At 68.9% G+C, this 14583-nt stretch carries 14 protein-coding genes; 9 read left to right on the forward strand and 5 right to left on the reverse strand.

What is annotated here, in order from left to right; all coding sequences use genetic code 11:
- Nucleotides 1–8: 8 nt before the first annotated feature.
- From KZX42_RS16515 to pheT, 3 genes are read left to right on the forward strand one after another with little or no spacing between them, the layout of a single operon-like run.
- The gene (locus KZX42_RS16515) at nt 9–422 is read left to right on the forward strand and encodes a hypothetical protein (RefSeq protein ID WP_248121180.1); all 414 of its coding nucleotides are present in this window, start codon (nt 9–11) and stop codon (nt 420–422) included.
- A complete protein-coding gene (locus tag KZX42_RS16520; protein WP_248121181.1) occupies nt 419–826 on the forward strand; it encodes a hypothetical protein in 408 nt (135 codons plus the stop codon). Before KZX42_RS16515 ends, KZX42_RS16520 begins: the two co-directional genes overlap by 4 nt.
- Entirely contained in the window at nt 823–3246 is a 2424-nt protein-coding gene (gene pheT / locus KZX42_RS16525; RefSeq protein WP_248121183.1) for a phenylalanine--tRNA ligase subunit beta, read from the forward strand. The genes KZX42_RS16520 and pheT overlap by 4 nt, the downstream gene beginning before the upstream one ends.
- Nucleotides 3247–3370: 124 nt before the next feature.
- Here the strand turns inward: pheT and KZX42_RS16530 are convergent, their stop codons facing one another.
- On the reverse strand, nt 3371–3994 hold the full coding sequence (locus KZX42_RS16530; protein WP_248121185.1) for a LysE family transporter: 624 nt from the start codon (nt 3992–3994) through the stop codon (nt 3371–3373).
- 68 nt (nt 3995–4062) lie between these two features.
- On the opposite strand from KZX42_RS16530, the gene KZX42_RS16535 reads away from it, so the two are divergent.
- Both KZX42_RS16535 and KZX42_RS16540 read left to right on the forward strand, forming a co-directional pair.
- Nucleotides 4063–4956 carry a LysR family transcriptional regulator ArgP gene (locus KZX42_RS16535; RefSeq protein ID WP_248121187.1) on the forward strand — a complete coding sequence of 298 codons (894 nt, stop codon included), beginning with the start codon at nt 4063–4065 and terminating at the stop codon, nt 4954–4956.
- Between the two features lie 140 nt (nt 4957–5096).
- Nucleotides 5097–5708: a DUF1134 domain-containing protein gene (locus KZX42_RS16540; RefSeq protein WP_248121188.1), complete on the forward strand. Its 612-nt coding sequence runs from the start codon at nt 5097–5099 to the stop codon at nt 5706–5708.
- Nucleotides 5709–5836: 128 nt separating this feature from the next.
- Here KZX42_RS16540 and KZX42_RS16545 read toward each other — a convergent pair whose 3' ends face one another.
- Together KZX42_RS16545 and KZX42_RS16550 are read right to left on the reverse strand one after the other, a co-directional pair.
- The gene (locus tag KZX42_RS16545; RefSeq protein ID WP_248121190.1) at nt 5837–6727 is read right to left on the reverse strand and encodes an SDR family NAD(P)-dependent oxidoreductase; all 891 of its coding nucleotides are present in this window, start codon (nt 6725–6727) and stop codon (nt 5837–5839) included.
- 26 nt (nt 6728–6753) lie between these two features.
- Nucleotides 6754–7983 carry an NAD-dependent epimerase/dehydratase family protein gene (locus tag KZX42_RS16550; RefSeq protein ID WP_248121192.1) on the reverse strand — a complete coding sequence of 410 codons (1230 nt, stop codon included), beginning with the start codon at nt 7981–7983 and terminating at the stop codon, nt 6754–6756.
- Between the two features lie 356 nt (nt 7984–8339).
- On the opposite strand from KZX42_RS16550, the gene KZX42_RS16555 reads away from it, so the two are divergent.
- The 4 genes from KZX42_RS16555 to KZX42_RS16570 all read left to right on the forward strand — a co-directional run bounded on the left by KZX42_RS16555 (nt 8340) and on the right by KZX42_RS16570 (nt 12243).
- On the forward strand, nt 8340–9287 hold the full coding sequence (locus KZX42_RS16555; protein WP_248121194.1) for a DUF4167 domain-containing protein: 948 nt from the start codon (nt 8340–8342) through the stop codon (nt 9285–9287).
- 71 nt (nt 9288–9358) lie between these two features.
- Nucleotides 9359–10669: a hybrid sensor histidine kinase/response regulator gene (locus KZX42_RS16560; protein ID WP_248121196.1), complete on the forward strand. Its 1311-nt coding sequence runs from the start codon at nt 9359–9361 to the stop codon at nt 10667–10669.
- 41 nt (nt 10670–10710) lie between these two features.
- On the forward strand, nt 10711–11418 hold the full coding sequence (locus KZX42_RS16565) for a DUF4893 domain-containing protein (protein ID WP_248121197.1): 708 nt from the start codon (nt 10711–10713) through the stop codon (nt 11416–11418).
- A 63-nt stretch (nt 11419–11481) separates the two neighbouring features.
- A complete protein-coding gene (locus tag KZX42_RS16570; protein WP_248121199.1) occupies nt 11482–12243 on the forward strand; it encodes a DUF4893 domain-containing protein in 762 nt (253 codons plus the stop codon).
- A gap of 121 nt (nt 12244–12364) precedes the next feature.
- On the opposite strand, the gene KZX42_RS16575 is transcribed toward KZX42_RS16570, so the two are convergent.
- Together KZX42_RS16575 and KZX42_RS16580 are read right to left on the reverse strand one after the other, a co-directional pair.
- The gene (locus KZX42_RS16575) at nt 12365–12820 is read right to left on the reverse strand and encodes a hypothetical protein (RefSeq protein WP_248121201.1); all 456 of its coding nucleotides are present in this window, start codon (nt 12818–12820) and stop codon (nt 12365–12367) included.
- A 105-nt stretch (nt 12821–12925) separates the two neighbouring features.
- Nucleotides 12926–14578: a serine hydrolase gene (locus tag KZX42_RS16580; protein ID WP_248121203.1), complete on the reverse strand. Its 1653-nt coding sequence runs from the start codon at nt 14576–14578 to the stop codon at nt 12926–12928.
- Nucleotides 14579–14583 lie beyond the last annotated feature (5 nt).

Here is a 14583-nt window from a genome sequence, read left to right on the forward strand (position 1 = left end):
GTTTCAAGATGACAGATCAAACCGAAACGCCGATGTCGCCTGACGAAAAGTTCGGCCGCGAACTGGTGGCGCGCACGACCTTTGAGAAGGAGGCCGTGTGGCTGCCGTCTCTGGCGGTGCATCACATGAATGCGGGCAAGACCTTCATCGAGGACAAGACCTTCACCGAATGCCTGATCGAGGGGCCTGCCGTCATGGCGGTCATGAACGGCACGACGTTCGACGGCTGCAACATGGGCGTGGCCGGAAACCCGCGCACCCTGCTGCTGCAGCCCCTGGGCGACATGATCGCGGGCGTGGTGGGGATGTCCAACTGCCGCTTCGTGCGTTGCCGCTTCGTCCAGGTGGGCTTCACCGGATGGCCGGAACTGCTGAAGCAGATCGAAGAAAACCTGCTCAGCGCCCAGGCGGCCCGGGCATGAGCCGCCTGCCGATCACCCGCCCCATGAGCGTCGCCAAGTCGCTGACGCAAATGGACTTTGTCGACGTGGACATCAATCTGTACGACCTCTACGCCGCCCACCAGCAGCAGGGGGCCATCGTCGGTCGAACCTTCACGGGGTGCCGTCTTCAAGGGCCGGCCATCGTCCTGATCGGCGGTGGCACGACCTTTGACGAAACCAACTTCGGCGATCCGCGCGGCGGCATGAAGAATCTGCTGCTCCAGCCGATGGGCGACAAGGCGCTGGGCACCGTGCCCATGCATGACTGCACCTTCGTCGGGTGCGAGTTCTACAACGTCGGCTTCACCGGCGCGAAGGACATCCTGGAGCAGTTGGCGGCGGTGCCGACCGTGGCGGGCCCGAACGCGGGATCGGCGGCATGAAATTCACCCTCTCCTGGCTGAAGGACCACCTCGAGACCGAGGCGGATGTCCACCAGATCGCCGAGGCCATGACGATGGCCGGGCTGGAGGTCGAGGAGGTTCTCGATCCCGCCGCCAAACTGGCCCCCTTTACCGTGGCCAGGATCGTTTCGGCCGAGCGTCACCCCAACGCCGATCGGCTGCAGGTCTGCCAGGTCGAGACGGTCGATGGAATGAAGGAGATCGTCTGCGGCGCGCCGAACGCGCGCGCGGGCCTGACCACCATCTATGCCCCCATCGGCGCCTATGTGCCGGGCCTGGGCGTCACCCTGGTCGAGAAGCCGGTGCGTGGCGTGGTGTCCAATGGCATGCTGTGCTCGGCGTCCGAGCTGGAGCTGGCTGACGAGAGCGACGGAATCCAGGAGCTGCCGCCGGAGATCCCGGTGGGAACCCCGGTCGCCGGCCTGTTCGGCGCCGAACCCGTCATCGACTTCGAGGTCACGCCGAACCGTCCCGACTGGCTGGGCGTGACCGGCATCGCCCGCGATCTGGCCGCCGCCAGCGTGGGCAAGCTGAAGCATTTCGACATCGCCGTGGTGCGCGGCGCCTTCCCCTCGCCGATCTCAGTGCGGCTGGAGGCGCCCGAGATGTGTCCGGTCTTCGCCGGTCGCGTGATCCGGGGCGTCAAGAACGGCCCGTCGCCCGCCTGGCTGCAGAAGCGTCTGACCGCCATCGGCCTGCGCTCGATCAACCGCCTGGTCGATGTGACCAATCTGATCGCTTACGACCGCGCGCGGCCGCTGCACGTCTATGACTTGGCCAAGCTGTCGGGAACCGAGATCGTGGTGCGCGCGGGACAGGCCTCGGCCGAGACGGGCGAGGCGGAACACCTGATCGCCCTGGACGGAAAGACCTATGCGGTGTCGCCAACCGACTGCGTCGTCGCCGACGCGGGCGGAGAGCGGCCCATCGGCCTGGGCGGCGTCATGGGCGGAGAATCGACCGGCTGCGACGACGACACGACCGACGTCTTCCTGGAAAGCGCCTGGTTCGATCCGCTGGTGATCGCCCAGATGGGCCGAACCCTGGGCATCCATTCCGACGCCCAGTATCGGTTCGCGCGCGGCGTCGATCCGGTCTCTCTCACACCGGGGGTCGAGCTGGGAACGCGCTTGATCCTGGACCTGTGCGGCGGCGAACCGTCCGACATCGTCTTCGTGGGCGAACCGCCCGCCAACCCCGCGCCCTTCGCCTTCGACCCCGCCCATGTGAAGCGACTGACGGGCATGGGGCTGTCCGACGACCGGATCGGGACCATCCTGGGTCAACTGGGCTTCCTGGTGCAGGCCGCGCCCGCCGGTCAGGCCGAACCGTGGGTCGTCACCCCGCCGTCGTGGCGCCGCGATGTCGAAGGCCCGGCCGATCTGGTCGAGGAGGTCGCACGGATCGAGGGCTTCGACAGCCTGCCCGACGTGGCCCTGCCGCCGGTCGCCGTTCCGGCGGGGGGGGTGCTGAACCCGCGCCAGGCCCGCGTCCGCACCGCCCGCCGCGCCCTGGCGTCGCTGGGATACGCCGAGGCCGTCACCTGGTCCTTCACCAAACAGTCGACGGCCGTGCTGTTCGGCGGGGGCGATGACCGTCTGGTGCTGGAGAATCCCATCGCGGCCGATCTGGACTGCATGCGCCCCTCGGTGCTGCCGAACCTGATCCTGGCCGCCGCCCGCAACGCCGCGCGCGGTCACGCCGACGCCGCCCTGTTCGAGATCGGCCCGATCTATCTGGGCGAAGGACCCAAGGATCAGCGCACGGTGATCGCCGGCCTGATCGCGCCCCACGCCGCCCGGCATTGGGACGGCGCGGGCGAAAACCCGCTGTTCGCGCTGAAGGCCGACCTGAACGCGGTGCTGGAGGAGATCGGCGCCCCGGTCGCCTCGCTGCAGTTGGTGCAGGGGCAGAACCGTGACTGGTGGCACCCCGGTCGTTCGGCCCGACTGCAGCTGGGACCCAAGAATGTGATGGTCGAGTTCGGCGAACTGCACCCGCGCATCCTGAAGGCGCTGGATGCGGACGGCCCCATGGTCGCCTTCGAGATCGTGCTGGACAATGTGCCCGAGCCGCGCGGACAGAAGGGCAAGGCGCGCGGATCCGCCGACCTGTCGGCCTTCATGCCCCTGACCCGCGACTTCGCCTTCGTGGTCGAGGACGCCAAGCCGGCGGGCGATCTGGTCCGGGCCGTCAGCGGCGCCGACAAGGCGCTGATCGCCGATGTCCGGGTCTTCGACGTCTATCGCGGCAAGGGCGTGGAAGACGGTTTCAAGTCCGTCGCCCTGGAGGTCGTCCTCCAACCCCGCGACGCAACCCTGACCGACGCCGAGATCGAGGCCCTGACCGCCAAGGTCGTGGCGGCGGTGGAAAAGCAGGGCGGCAAGCTGCGGGCCTGATCGTCAGAGCGGCTTCCAGGCGCCAGGCTCGGAAGCCGCTTTCGGCGTTTGACGACTTCAATCGACGGGCGTCATGTCGATGTAATCGAAGCGCGCGGTTCGGCGCTCGATATCATGCCGTCGATCATGGCCGGAGCTCCAGCAACAGACCGAGAGCCAGGGCCGTCATCATCAGGCCGTTGACGGCGTCCAACGCCCGCCAGGCGATGGGTTGGGCGAACACGGGCGTCAGAAGGCGTGCGCCGAAGCCGATGGCCGCGAACCAGATGAAGGAGAAGGTCGCGGCGCCGAGCACGAAGTACGGCCACTCCCGTTTTGGCAATGCTGATCCCACCGCGCCCATAAGCATCACCGTGTCGATATAGACATGCGGATTCAGAAGGGTGAAACCAGCGGTTGCGGCGATGGCGGCCCCGAGGGACAGGGGCGCGGCGCCTGAGATGATGAGTTTGGAGCGCCTCAAGGCGCGGCCGAAGGCCCCGAAAGCGTACCAGAGCAGAAAGGCCGCCCCTCCCAGGCTGAAGGCGACGGTCAGACCGGGGACAAGCGCCAACATGGCCCCCAGGCCATAGACGCCCGCGAATACGAGCGCGGAATCGCACGCCGCGCAGAACAGGACGATGGGGCCGACGTGTTCACGTCGCAGACCCTGGCGCAGCACGAACATATTCTGCGCGCCGATGGAGACGATCAAGCCCGCCGTCATGGCCAGGCCCTTCATCAGGGGAGGAAGAAAGAACACGGTCATGACGGCGCAATGCCATCTGGTGTCGATGTAGACGAGCTAATCCTGCTTACTCTAGATTAGTCGACCTAATGTTGGACTATTCCGCCCTTGCCGCCTTGGCGGCCGTTATCCGCACCGGCGCCTTCGACGCCGCCGCCGAACGGCTGGCCGTCACGCCGTCTGCGGTGTCGCAGCGGATCAAGGGGCTTGAGGAGCGTCTCGGCCTGCCTCTGATCGTCCGATCCGCGCCGTGTCGGCCAACGGACGCGGGCGTCCGCCTGGTGGCGCATTTCGATCAGGTGTCGCTGCTGGAGCATGACCTGCTGCAGGAGGGGGCGCCGTGGGCCGCAGCATTCGGCGGGCCGCGTCCGACCGTCAGGCTGGCCGTCAACTCGGACAGTCTGGCCACCTGGATCCCTGCCGCCGTCGCCCGTTTCTCTACCTCGGCCGCGGTCACCCTGGCGCTGGTGCTGGACGACGAAAACCACACGGCCGAGCGACTGCGGACGGGCGAAGTCATCGCGGCGGTGACCACGATCGGCAAAGCGGCGCCGGGATGCCGCGTCGCGCCATTGGGGCAGATGCGTTACGTGGCGACGGCTTCGCCGGATTTTGCAAGGCGGTGGTTCGCCGACGGCGTGACGGAGGCGGCCCTGAGCCAGGCGCCCGTCCTGCGGTTCGACCAGGATGACCACCTGCAGGATCGGTGGGCGGCGGATGTCGTTGGTCGCGGTGTGTCGGCGCCCACATACTGGGCGCCGTCGACGCAAGGGATGCTGGACCTGACCCTTGCCGGGGTCGCCTGGTCCCTGACGCCTGAAAAGATCGCGAGGCCCCTGGCCGCGTCCGGGCGCCTGATCCAGCTGAAGCCCGAGGCGTCGCTGGACGTGCCCCTGTTCTGGCAACATCAGCGGATCGCCTCGCGAACGCTCGAAGGCCTGACCCGCGCGGTGCGTGAAGAGACCTCGCACTGGCTGATCTGACTCAGGAGGCCCGAGACCCTGCCGTCCGGTAAGTCCCCGTTAACCTTGAAGCCGCAAGGCTGCCGCAAAGGTCGGGGACGGTGGCGTCAAGTTCGGCGCCTCAGCCGGCCGTCCTCTCGCCGTCTTTCGGAGCGCCCCTCATGCATCGTCGCCAACTGATTCTGTCCGGCCTGGCCACCGCCGCCGGGGCGTCGTCCCTGGGGGCGTGCGCCACGGCGCCGGCGCGCGATCCCAACTATCCCATCGCCTCTGACCAGACGGCCCAGGCCTACAGCTTCGACGAACTGGTGGCGGCGGGGTCGCGCGAGCTGGGCATCGCGGCCGAGGTCGTGGGCGGCGCCATCGAGCGCGTCTTCGCCGATCAGGGCGACCGACCGACAGCCTATATCGCGGGCGAGGAAGGTTCCGGCGCCGTGGTCGTGGGCGCGCGTTACGGACGCGGCGCCCTGCATATGAAGGATCTGTCGGCCTCTCAGGAAGTGTTCTGGCAGGGCGCGTCGGTGGGCTGGGACTGGGGCGGCAACGCCAGCCGGGTCTTCACCCTGGTCTATGGCCTGTATCACCCCGACATGATCTATCGCCGCTATCCCGGCATCGAGGGGTCGGCCTATCTGGTGGCGGGGCTGGGGGTGAACTATCAGCGCGCCGACGGCATCGTGCTGGCGCCGATCCGCACCGGCGTCGGCCTGCGCCTGGGGGCCAATGTCGGCACCATGAGCTACAGCCGCCAGCGCAACCTGCTGCCGTTCTGACGCCTCTCTTCTCTCGTCAGCCTAGGGTTCGCCCCCAGGATCCATACGCGCGGCCTTCAACGAGCGAAGATCCTGCGAATGGGTTCTCGTCACAAGGACGAGGATGACGTCAGTTTGGCGGGGGCGGTCTAGCTGACCAACCGCAACGGCGGCGGCGCGTCCAGCAGCGCGGCCAGACCCTCGCGCCAGGTCGGATAGGCGGGCCGCCAGCCCAGTTCGGCCTTGGCCAAGGCGTTCGAGACGCGCTTGGAGTCCAGATAGAAGCGTCGCATGGCTTCGCTGACGCTGTCGTCGGTCCAGTCGATTTCGGGCGGGCTGGCCAGGCCCATGCGGTCCGCCGCCCAGGCCATCACTACGTCTGCGGGCGCAGGTGCGTCGTCGGTCAGATTGTAGGCGGCGCCCGGTCGCGGGCGGGCCATCGAGGCGAACAGGCCCGAGACGATGTCGTCGATATGGATGCGGTTGAAGACCTGACCTGGCTTTCTGACCAGCCGGGCCGAGCCGTCGCGCAACCGCTCCATGACATTGCGGCCGGGGCCGTAGAAGCCGGGCAGGCGGAAAACCTGCACGGTCAGGCCCATCCCTTGCGCCCCGTCCAGCCAGTCCCGCTCGGCCCGGACGCGCCGCGCGCCTTCCAGATTGGCGGCGTTCAGCGGGCCGTCCTCGAACACCCAGCCGCCCGCCCGGTCGCCATAGACGGAGGTGGAGGAGATATAGCCGATCCAGTCGGGCCAAGCGTCGCCCGCCAGCGGCCCCAGGGCGCGCAGGGCGGGACAGCCGTGGGCGTCGGGGGCGGCGGTGATCAGGACGGCGCTGGCGGCCTCCAGCGCGGTCTTAAGGGCCACGGCGTCGCCGGGATCCAGCGCCGCGATCCCCTCGGCCTCCAGCGCCCTGCGCCGTTCGGGATCGCGCGAGGTGGCGGTCGCCCGGCCGCCGCGCCGGATCGCCTCCAGCGCCGCCGCCCGCCCCACATAGCCGCCGCCGAAGACCAGCAGGTTCAGGGCGGAGGCGTGGGGCATCGGATCGGAGCTCGGGCGGTGAAAGATCAGGCGGACAGGGCTTGGGCGGGGGCGGCGACGGACGACGCCCCATCGGCTTGCAGCGCCTCGGCGCGGCGTTGGTTCCAGGCCGAAACGCAGGGCACCCGGCCCAGGTCGGCGCGGTCGGCGTAGCGGCGGGCGATGTCGGTCACGTCCTGCATCAGCCCCTCGGCCAGGGTGATGGGCTTCAGCCCCAGTTCACGGAACTGGTCGTTGGCGACGACCAGTTCGTTCTCGTCGGCCTCCTGACGCGGGTTGGGCAGGTTGCGGATCTCGGCCCCGGTCATGTCGGCGACCATCCGCGCCAGGTCGCGCACCCGGCGGCTCTCGGTCATCTGGTTCAGAATCTTGACCCGCTCGCCCCGACGCGGCGGGTTCTTCAGCGCCAGTTCGACGCAGCGCACCGTGTCCTGGATGTGGATGAAGGCGCGCGTCTGGCCGCCCGATCCGTGCACCGTCAGCGGATGGCCCAGCGCCGCCTGCATCAGGAAGCGGTTCAGCACCGTGCCGTAGTCGCCGTCATAGTCGAAGCGGTTGATCAGCCGCTCGTCCATCTTGGTTTCGCGCGTCTGGGCGCCCCAGACGATGCCCTGGTGCAGGTCGGTGATCCGCAACTGGTCGTTCCTGGCGTAGAACTGGAACAGCAGGGCGTCCTGCGTCTTGGTCATGTGATAGATGCTGCCCGGATTGGGGGGGAACAGGATTTCCTGCTCGGACGGGCCCTGGTCGGTGTCGACCGTCACCTTCAGATAGCCCTCGGGTATGCGTAAGCCCGCCGTGCCATAGCCATAGACCCCCATGGTTCCCAGGTGCGCCAGGTGGACGTCCAGCCCGCTCTCGACGATGGCGGCCAACAGGTGGTTGGTGGCGTTGATGTTGTTGTCGACGGTGTAGAGCTTGTGCCGCGCCGACTTCATCGAATAGGGGGCCGCTCGCTGTTCGGCGAAATGGACCACGCTGTCGGGCGCCAGATCGCGGATCAGGGCGACCAGGCGGTCGAATTCTTTGCCGACCGTCATGTTGACGAAGCCGATGTCGCGGCCGGACACGTCCTTCCACGCCTTGATCCGCTGGCCCATGGTGCGGATGGGCGTCAGGGACTGGATCTCCAGCTCGTTGTCGATGTTGCGCCGGCTTAGGTTGTCGACGACGGTGACGTCCCAACCTTCGGCCGACAGATGCAGGGCCGTCGGCCAGCCGCAGAAACCGTCGCCGCCCAGAACCAGAACGCGCATGGATGGATAGCCTTTTCGTCGTCTCGAAGGTCATGCCTAGCCCAGCGGAGCGGTCGCGGCAAAGCGCGGCTGTTAAAGACCCGGTGCGACGCTTTGACGAATCCCCCTTGGAAAGGCGGCGCGCACGGGTTAAGTCTGGCCTGTCTCCCACTCAAACGCAGCTTTACGGGCGCATACCCGGCTGTTCGCGGCTTGAGCCGATCATGACGGTCGGTCCCGAAAGGACCGGCGCACCATGCGGGCGACAAGGCATTCCGACAGATCGACAATCGGGGATCGGCCCCGAGCGAAACGGAACCCAGAAACGGACGATCTGGCCCCCCGGCCCGGCCTCGTCCCTGCACACGGTAGCGCGAATGAGAGATTTCAAGGGCATGAAGCGTCAGCGCGGACGCAATCGGAACAAGGCGGGCGCCAACAACGCCAACAACGCCAATCCGAATCGTTCGTGGGATTCGCAAGGCCCCGAAAACATCAAGGTCCGGGGCAACGCCCAGACGGTCTATGAACGCTATCAGCAGCTGGCCCGCGACGCGGCGTCCAGCGGCGACCGGGTGCTGGCCGAAAACTATCAGCAGCACGCCGAACACTATTACCGCGTGCTCAGGGCGCTTCAGCCCCAGCGGTCCTTCTCCGACATCGCCGCGCGCGAACAGTCGAACCAGGGCTTCGACATCGATTTCGAGGACGAATCGGGCGTCCAGGCCGCCGCCTTCTTGGCCGCGCAACAGGCCGCCGAACGCCAGGCCCAGGAAGCCGCGGAACGCGCCGAGCAGAACCACAGTCAGCCGCGCGATCGTGACCGCGACTACAATCGCGACCGGGATCGGGACCGCGATCAGAACCGCGAGCCGCGTGAACCGCGCGAACCGCGTGAGGACGGCGAGACCCGCGCCGACGGCGAAGGCGGCGGTCGTCGCGAAAGCCGCCGCGAGCGCTGGGAGCGTCGCCGCGAGGAACGCAACCGCCGCTTCGACAACCGCGAGGAGGGCGCCGAGGACGTCGCCGCCCGCGCCGAGGGCGAAGCTGGCCCGACCGAAGCGCCCGCCGTCGAAAGCCCGGCCGAGGAACCGACTGCGGAGGTCGCCGCCCCGCCTGTCGCCGACGCCCGTCCCGCCCGTCGCCCGCGTCGCACCGCCGCCGCCGCCGTGTCGGACGAGGGCGAGGCCCCGACCGCCCTGCCGGGTTTCCTGACCCGTGAGCCGGCCGCCGCCCCCGCCGCTTCGACGGAAGGCGAGGCTGAGGCCCCTGTCCGCCGTCGCGCCCCGCGTCGCAAGACCGAGGCCGCGGTCAGCGAGGACTGACGAAAGGCGCACGCCAGCATTTTACCATATCGCAACCCTGGCGTGTTATTCGTGCCGCGTGGGAGGGCGTTATGGATTTCGTCTTGTGGGTTTTGTCCCTGTCCCTGGCGGGGACCTGCGCGGGGATCTGTCTGTGGATTCGCGCCTATCGCGCGGTCGAGGGCTTGACCCAGGATCGAGCCCGGCTGGAGCAACGTCTGTCCCTGGCGGCCGAGGCGCACCTTAAGGCCCTGGCCGTCGTCGAGGCGGAGGTTCGACGTTTGACCGCAGAGGACGCCAATAAGGGCGAGGTCATCCAGGCGTTGGGGCGCGAACTCCGTACGCCCTTGACCACCATCATGGGTTTCGGCCAGCTGCTGCGGACCCACGCCGAGGCCGATCGGCTGACAACGCGCCAGTCGCAGGGCCTGCGTCAGATCGAGGCCGCCGGCGGCGTGCTTCTGGCTCTGATCGAGGAGGCCGACGATTTCGTCGTCTCGGGCGACGCCCGCGCGGCCCCGTTTCTTCAACGTGTCGATCTGCGGCTGGCTCTGCGCCAGGTCTGCGACGGGCTGGAGCCGCAGGCGAAGACGGCGGGCCTGACCCTGGCCTGTCCCGACGCTCAAGCGGGTCTCGGCGTCATGGCCGATCCGGTCCACGTCCGGCGCATCCTGCGCAGGCTGGTCGCCAACGCCCTGCATCATTCTCCGCCCGGCGCGACGGTGCGGATGACGGCGACCCGTCAGGGCGACCGGGTGACGGTGGATGTGCACGATCCCGCCCGCCAACCCGAGGAGGCGACCGCCCGGCCGTTCCAGCCGCTGGACGGGCAGGACGCGCGGGGCGGCACGGCCCTGGGCCTGGGCGCCGCGCAACGATTGGCCGAGCGGATGGGCGGACGTCTGCACGCGGCGCACGACGCCTGGGGCGCGACGACCTTCTCCTTCACCCTGCCGGCGGCGGGCGCGGACCTGGCGGCGATGGATCGTGCGCAGGCCACGGTTCTCTATGTCGAGGACAATCCGGCCAACGTCGCCCTGATGCGCCATGCGGTGGAGACGATGGGGCTGACGCTGCACGCCGCGACCACGGGGCCGGAAGGGCTGGAACTGGCGCGCGTTCTGGGGCCGGACGTGATCCTGCTGGACCTAGGTCTTCCCGGCCTGGACGGCTATGCGGTCAAGGCGGCGCTGGACGCCGATCCGCTGACGCGCGACATTCCCGTGATGGCCGTGACCGGGGCCGGCGCGCCTGCGGATCGGCGGCGTGGACGGGCGGCGGGCTTCGACGCCTATCTGACCAAGCCGTTGGACCTGAACGCCCTGACGGACGCCCTGTCGCGCCTTCTGTCGCAGTCGCGGAAGGTTGGCGGTCTTGACGGGGACCGGCGCCAAAGGGCCTAAGGGACCGATCTCGCCCCAGGTCCGCCCAAGGTCAGCGTTCGATGCCTCAGTTTCTCCGGTTGGTTTCGTCCCGTCTTCGCGTCCGCGTCTGGTCGTCTCTGGCCGTGCTGGGCGGGGTGGCGACCCTGGCCGCCTGCGCCGCGACCCCGCCGCCGCCTCCGCCTCCGCCCGCATCGACGGGCGCGCCGGGCGCGGCGACTCTGCTGGACTGGCGCGGCGTCGTCACCTCGGGCGACCGAGACCGATATCGCCGCGTGGACGCCGCCTGGACCCTGGCTCTGCAACAGGCGCGGCGCCAGCCTGGGTCAGGCGATCTGAGCGGCCTTGGCGACCTGATCCAGCCCAAGGCCGCCCGCCCCGGCGTCACGCCCCCGCCCGGCGACTATCGCTGCCGCACCGTCAAACTGGGGTCGCAGGGCGGCGAGGACGGGTTGGGCTATGTCGTCTATGGCTGGTTCGCCTGCCGCATCGAAATGACGTCGCGAGGGCTGAAGTTCTCCAAACTGACCGGCTCGCAGCGTCCGTCCGGCCTGCTGTTTCCCGAGAATGACCGTCACATGGTGATGCTGGGGTCGCTGGCCCTGGCCCAGGAGCCGGCGGCCAACTCCTATGGCCGCAATCCCGAGCGCGACCTGGTCGCCATTCTGGAGCGGATCGGAGAGGCGCGCTGGCGGCTGGTCGTGCCCTGGCCGCAGAACGAATCGAACCTTGATCTGATCGAACTGGTCCCCGGTCGGCCGACGTCCTGATCCACACGGCTGAACCGGGCGCGCACCGCCGCGTTTTCCTCCTCGCAATCGAAGGAGACGTCTATGCGCGGCACATCGTTGATCCTGTCCCTGACCACGGCGACAGCCTTGTCCGCTGTCCTGGCGGCCTGCGGCGACAACCGACCGGCTGGGCCGGCCGAAACCTCGCCCGCCGTGTCCGAACCCGCCGCCGGCGTCCCGCCCCAGGCCGCGCCGGAAGCGACGGCGACGCCCCAGCAGCAGGCCGCGACCCCTGATGCGTCCACAGACGGCGGAATGCAGGGCGGGACCGACGACTGGCGCAAGATCGCCAAGCCTGATGACGCCTCAAACCTCGGCCGCATGGACCAGGCGTGGCGTCTGGCCCGCGCCGAGGCCGAGAAGGGGGGCTTCTCTCGTCAGGTCGAGGCCCTGGGACCGCTGGCCGATCCCAATGCGGGCCAAAGCGGCCGCCTTCAACCCGCGCCCGGAACCTACCGCTGCCGCACGATCAAGATGGGCAGCCGCGACGGGGGCGGTCTGGCCTATGTCGACTATCCCTGGTTCGCCTGTTCGGTCGAACTGACGGCGGGCGGCGATCTGATCCTGAGCAAGACCACCGGCTCGCAACGGACCCAGGGGCTGCTCTATCCCGACACGGACCGTCGCCTGGTCTATGTCGGCGCCCAGGCCTGGGGGGACGAGGCCCACTACCCCCGCTATGGCCAGACGGCCGAGCGCGACCAGCTGGGCGTGCTGGAGCGGATCGGTCAGAACCGCTGGCGTCTGGTCATCCCCTGGCCCAAGCAGGAGGCCAAGCTGGAGCTGCTGGAGATCGCGCGCTAGGTCAACGGACCTGCATTCGGCATGGGCTCCGGGTTCGTCATTCCGGTGTCGTCCTTCGGACGCCCCGGAATGACGTTATCGGCTCGAGTTTCGATCACACTAAGCCCGGCAAGGTCGCCTATCAGCGCGCCCCGGTCGCACGGGCGATCGCGGCGCGCATCCCTTCGGCGTGAAGGGCGCCGGAGGGGGCGATCTTGGTGTTGGGCGTCTCGGCCGGGCCGGTGTTGGCGGTGCGGTCGTCCGGCCCGGTCCAGCGGGGCGTTTCGGCCTTTCGCGCCACGGCCTCGCGCAGGTTGGCGGCGGCGGATCGGCCGTCCTCGCGCGCCGCCATTTCGTCGGCGACGCGGGCGATCGCCTCGGTCAGTATCTCCTTCTTGTCGCGCGCGCCCGTATCCGGGCCTTCGCGGCCGTCGCGCACACGCGTTCGAATCTGACGCTGCACCCGGTCGCGACGCGCCCGCAGCCGGCCGATCAGGTCGCGCAGCTCGGCCGGGCCCTGGTCGGTCAGGGCCTTGGACTGCTCCACCATCTGCGCTTCATCGCGGTCGAGCGCGCGGGGGTTCTGGGTCTTGGACATGACGGTCTCCCTTCGGGTTGATGGGAAGACAGCGCCCGGCCCCCGGGCCCGTTCCGGCTTTGCGACCCTGGGTCACAGGGCCGACCGGCGACCCTCAGGCCCGCGTCATACCCGTGTCAGGCGCAGGTCCTGATAGTCGTAGCTGAAGTCGATGTCGGGGCTGACGCCCTTCATCGTCGCCGTCGCGGGACGGGCCGTCTGGATGGCGAAGGTGATGAAGGCGTCCTCCTCGCGCTTGTCCGGGAAACGAGTGCGGAAGGTCTCGCCGTCGTACGGCTCCAGCCAGCCCTGAAGCGCAGGCGTGTGGGTGAAGCGCAGCCATAGGCCGCTTTTTCTGTTGCGACCCCGGCCCTGGGTGCGCGGTTCGATGACGATGTCGCCGTACCAGGGGTCGCGCCAGGTCCCGGCGTAGGCGTCCAGCGGCATGGCGGGCGGGGCGCCGGCGCGCTGCTTGGCGTCGATCTCGATGGCGGCCGCCTGGGACTTGGCCTCGCCCTCGGCCTCCTGCTTCTTGGAATCGGCGATCCAGTCGACGTCCACCTTACCCATGCAAAGGTCGGAAATCCCCGAGCGCAGGGCGCGCAGCAGGAAGCTTTCCTCCGCATTGGAGAAGATGCAGAAGCCGGTCTTGCGGCCGGGGATCAGCACAGTCGCCGAAATCCCGCCGGGCGATCCGCCGCCGTGGCTGGCGATCCGCTCGCCGCGATAGTCCTGGACCTGCAGACCCATGGCGTAGGTCGAGGCGATGGCCCGGTTCGGCAGTTCCGCCGTCGGCCCCGGCGACGATCCGACGATGATGTTGGGCCGGTACATCTCGCGTGCGGCGTCTTCGGAGAACAGGCGCGAACCGTCCGGCAGCCTGCCTTCGTTCAGGCGCACGGCGATCCATTTGGCCCAGTCGGCCGGGGTGGTGCAGATGCCGCCCGCCGCCGCCGCCGAATCCCAGTTCCAGACCTCGGCGATGGACTGGGCGATCTGAACCATCGGCCCGTGGGTGCGCAGCGGCGGTCCGACGCGGGCGTGGGGCAGGGCGGACCTGGCGGGGTCGGCCAGACGCGCCAGCGGCACGGTCTCAGTCATGCCCACCTTGTCCAGGATGCGAGTCTGGATGAAGGCCTCCCAGGTCATGCCCGACACCGCCTCCAGCACCGCGCCCGCCACCACGAACATCAGGTTGCAGTAGTGATATCGCGCCCGGAGCCCGTCCTCGATCGGCACGAAGGCGGCCTGGGCCACCACCTCGGCGCGTGTGCGGTCGCTGTTGGGCCAGAACAGCAGGTCGCCGGCGCCCAGGCCGAACCCAGCCCGGTGGCTGAGGGTGTCGCGCACCGTGATGTGGTCGCCGATATAGGGGTCGGACAGTTTGAAGTCGGGCAGATAGGCTTTGACGGGTTCGTCCCATTTCACCCTGCCCTCGTCGACCAGAATGGCCAGGGCGGCGGCGGTGACGTTCTTGGTGTTGGACGCGATGGCGAACACCGTATGCTCGTCGGCCCGCGTCGGCTTGCCCTGAACCTTGACGCCGTATCCCCGCGCCAGGACGGTCGCTCCGTCCTTGACCACGGCGACGCCCAGCGCCGGCTGATCGGGCCAGGCCGCCATGCATTTCGCCACATAGGCGTCCACCGCCTGAGCCAGCGCGGCGTCGTCGTTCGCCGCCGGCGTCTGAGCCTCCGCTCGTGCGAACGCCGGCTGCGCCGCCAGCGCTGCGGCGCCCCCCGAAGCGAACAGGGACCGGCGCGAAAGGCGAATGGACATGGCGA

This window comes from Brevundimonas sp. EYE_349 (assembly GCF_023147505.1).
GTDB lineage: Bacteria > Pseudomonadota > Alphaproteobacteria > Caulobacterales > Caulobacteraceae > Brevundimonas.

Coding starts and splice junctions, on each gene's coding strand:
- KZX42_RS16515 (WP_248121180.1), top strand. CDS start 9: ATGACAGATCAAACCGAAACGCCGATGTCGCCTGACGAAAAGTTCGGC.
- KZX42_RS16520 (WP_248121181.1), top strand. CDS start 419: ATGAGCCGCCTGCCGATCACCCGCCCCATGAGCGTCGCCAAGTCGCTG.
- pheT (WP_248121183.1), top strand. CDS start 823: ATGAAATTCACCCTCTCCTGGCTGAAGGACCACCTCGAGACCGAGGCG.
- KZX42_RS16530 (WP_248121185.1), bottom strand. CDS start 3,994: ATGACCGTGTTCTTTCTTCCTCCCCTGATGAAGGGCCTGGCCATGACG.
- KZX42_RS16535 (WP_248121187.1), top strand. CDS start 4,063: ATGTTGGACTATTCCGCCCTTGCCGCCTTGGCGGCCGTTATCCGCACC.
- KZX42_RS16540 (WP_248121188.1), top strand. CDS start 5,097: ATGCATCGTCGCCAACTGATTCTGTCCGGCCTGGCCACCGCCGCCGGG.
- KZX42_RS16545 (WP_248121190.1), bottom strand. CDS start 6,727: ATGCCCCACGCCTCCGCCCTGAACCTGCTGGTCTTCGGCGGCGGCTAT.
- KZX42_RS16550 (WP_248121192.1), bottom strand. CDS start 7,983: ATGCGCGTTCTGGTTCTGGGCGGCGACGGTTTCTGCGGCTGGCCGACG.
- KZX42_RS16555 (WP_248121194.1), top strand. CDS start 8,340: ATGAGAGATTTCAAGGGCATGAAGCGTCAGCGCGGACGCAATCGGAAC.
- KZX42_RS16560 (WP_248121196.1), top strand. CDS start 9,359: ATGGATTTCGTCTTGTGGGTTTTGTCCCTGTCCCTGGCGGGGACCTGC.
- KZX42_RS16565 (WP_248121197.1), top strand. CDS start 10,711: ATGCCTCAGTTTCTCCGGTTGGTTTCGTCCCGTCTTCGCGTCCGCGTC.
- KZX42_RS16570 (WP_248121199.1), top strand. CDS start 11,482: ATGCGCGGCACATCGTTGATCCTGTCCCTGACCACGGCGACAGCCTTG.
- KZX42_RS16575 (WP_248121201.1), bottom strand. CDS start 12,820: ATGTCCAAGACCCAGAACCCCCGCGCGCTCGACCGCGATGAAGCGCAG.
- KZX42_RS16580 (WP_248121203.1), bottom strand. CDS start 14,578: ATGTCCATTCGCCTTTCGCGCCGGTCCCTGTTCGCTTCGGGGGGCGCC.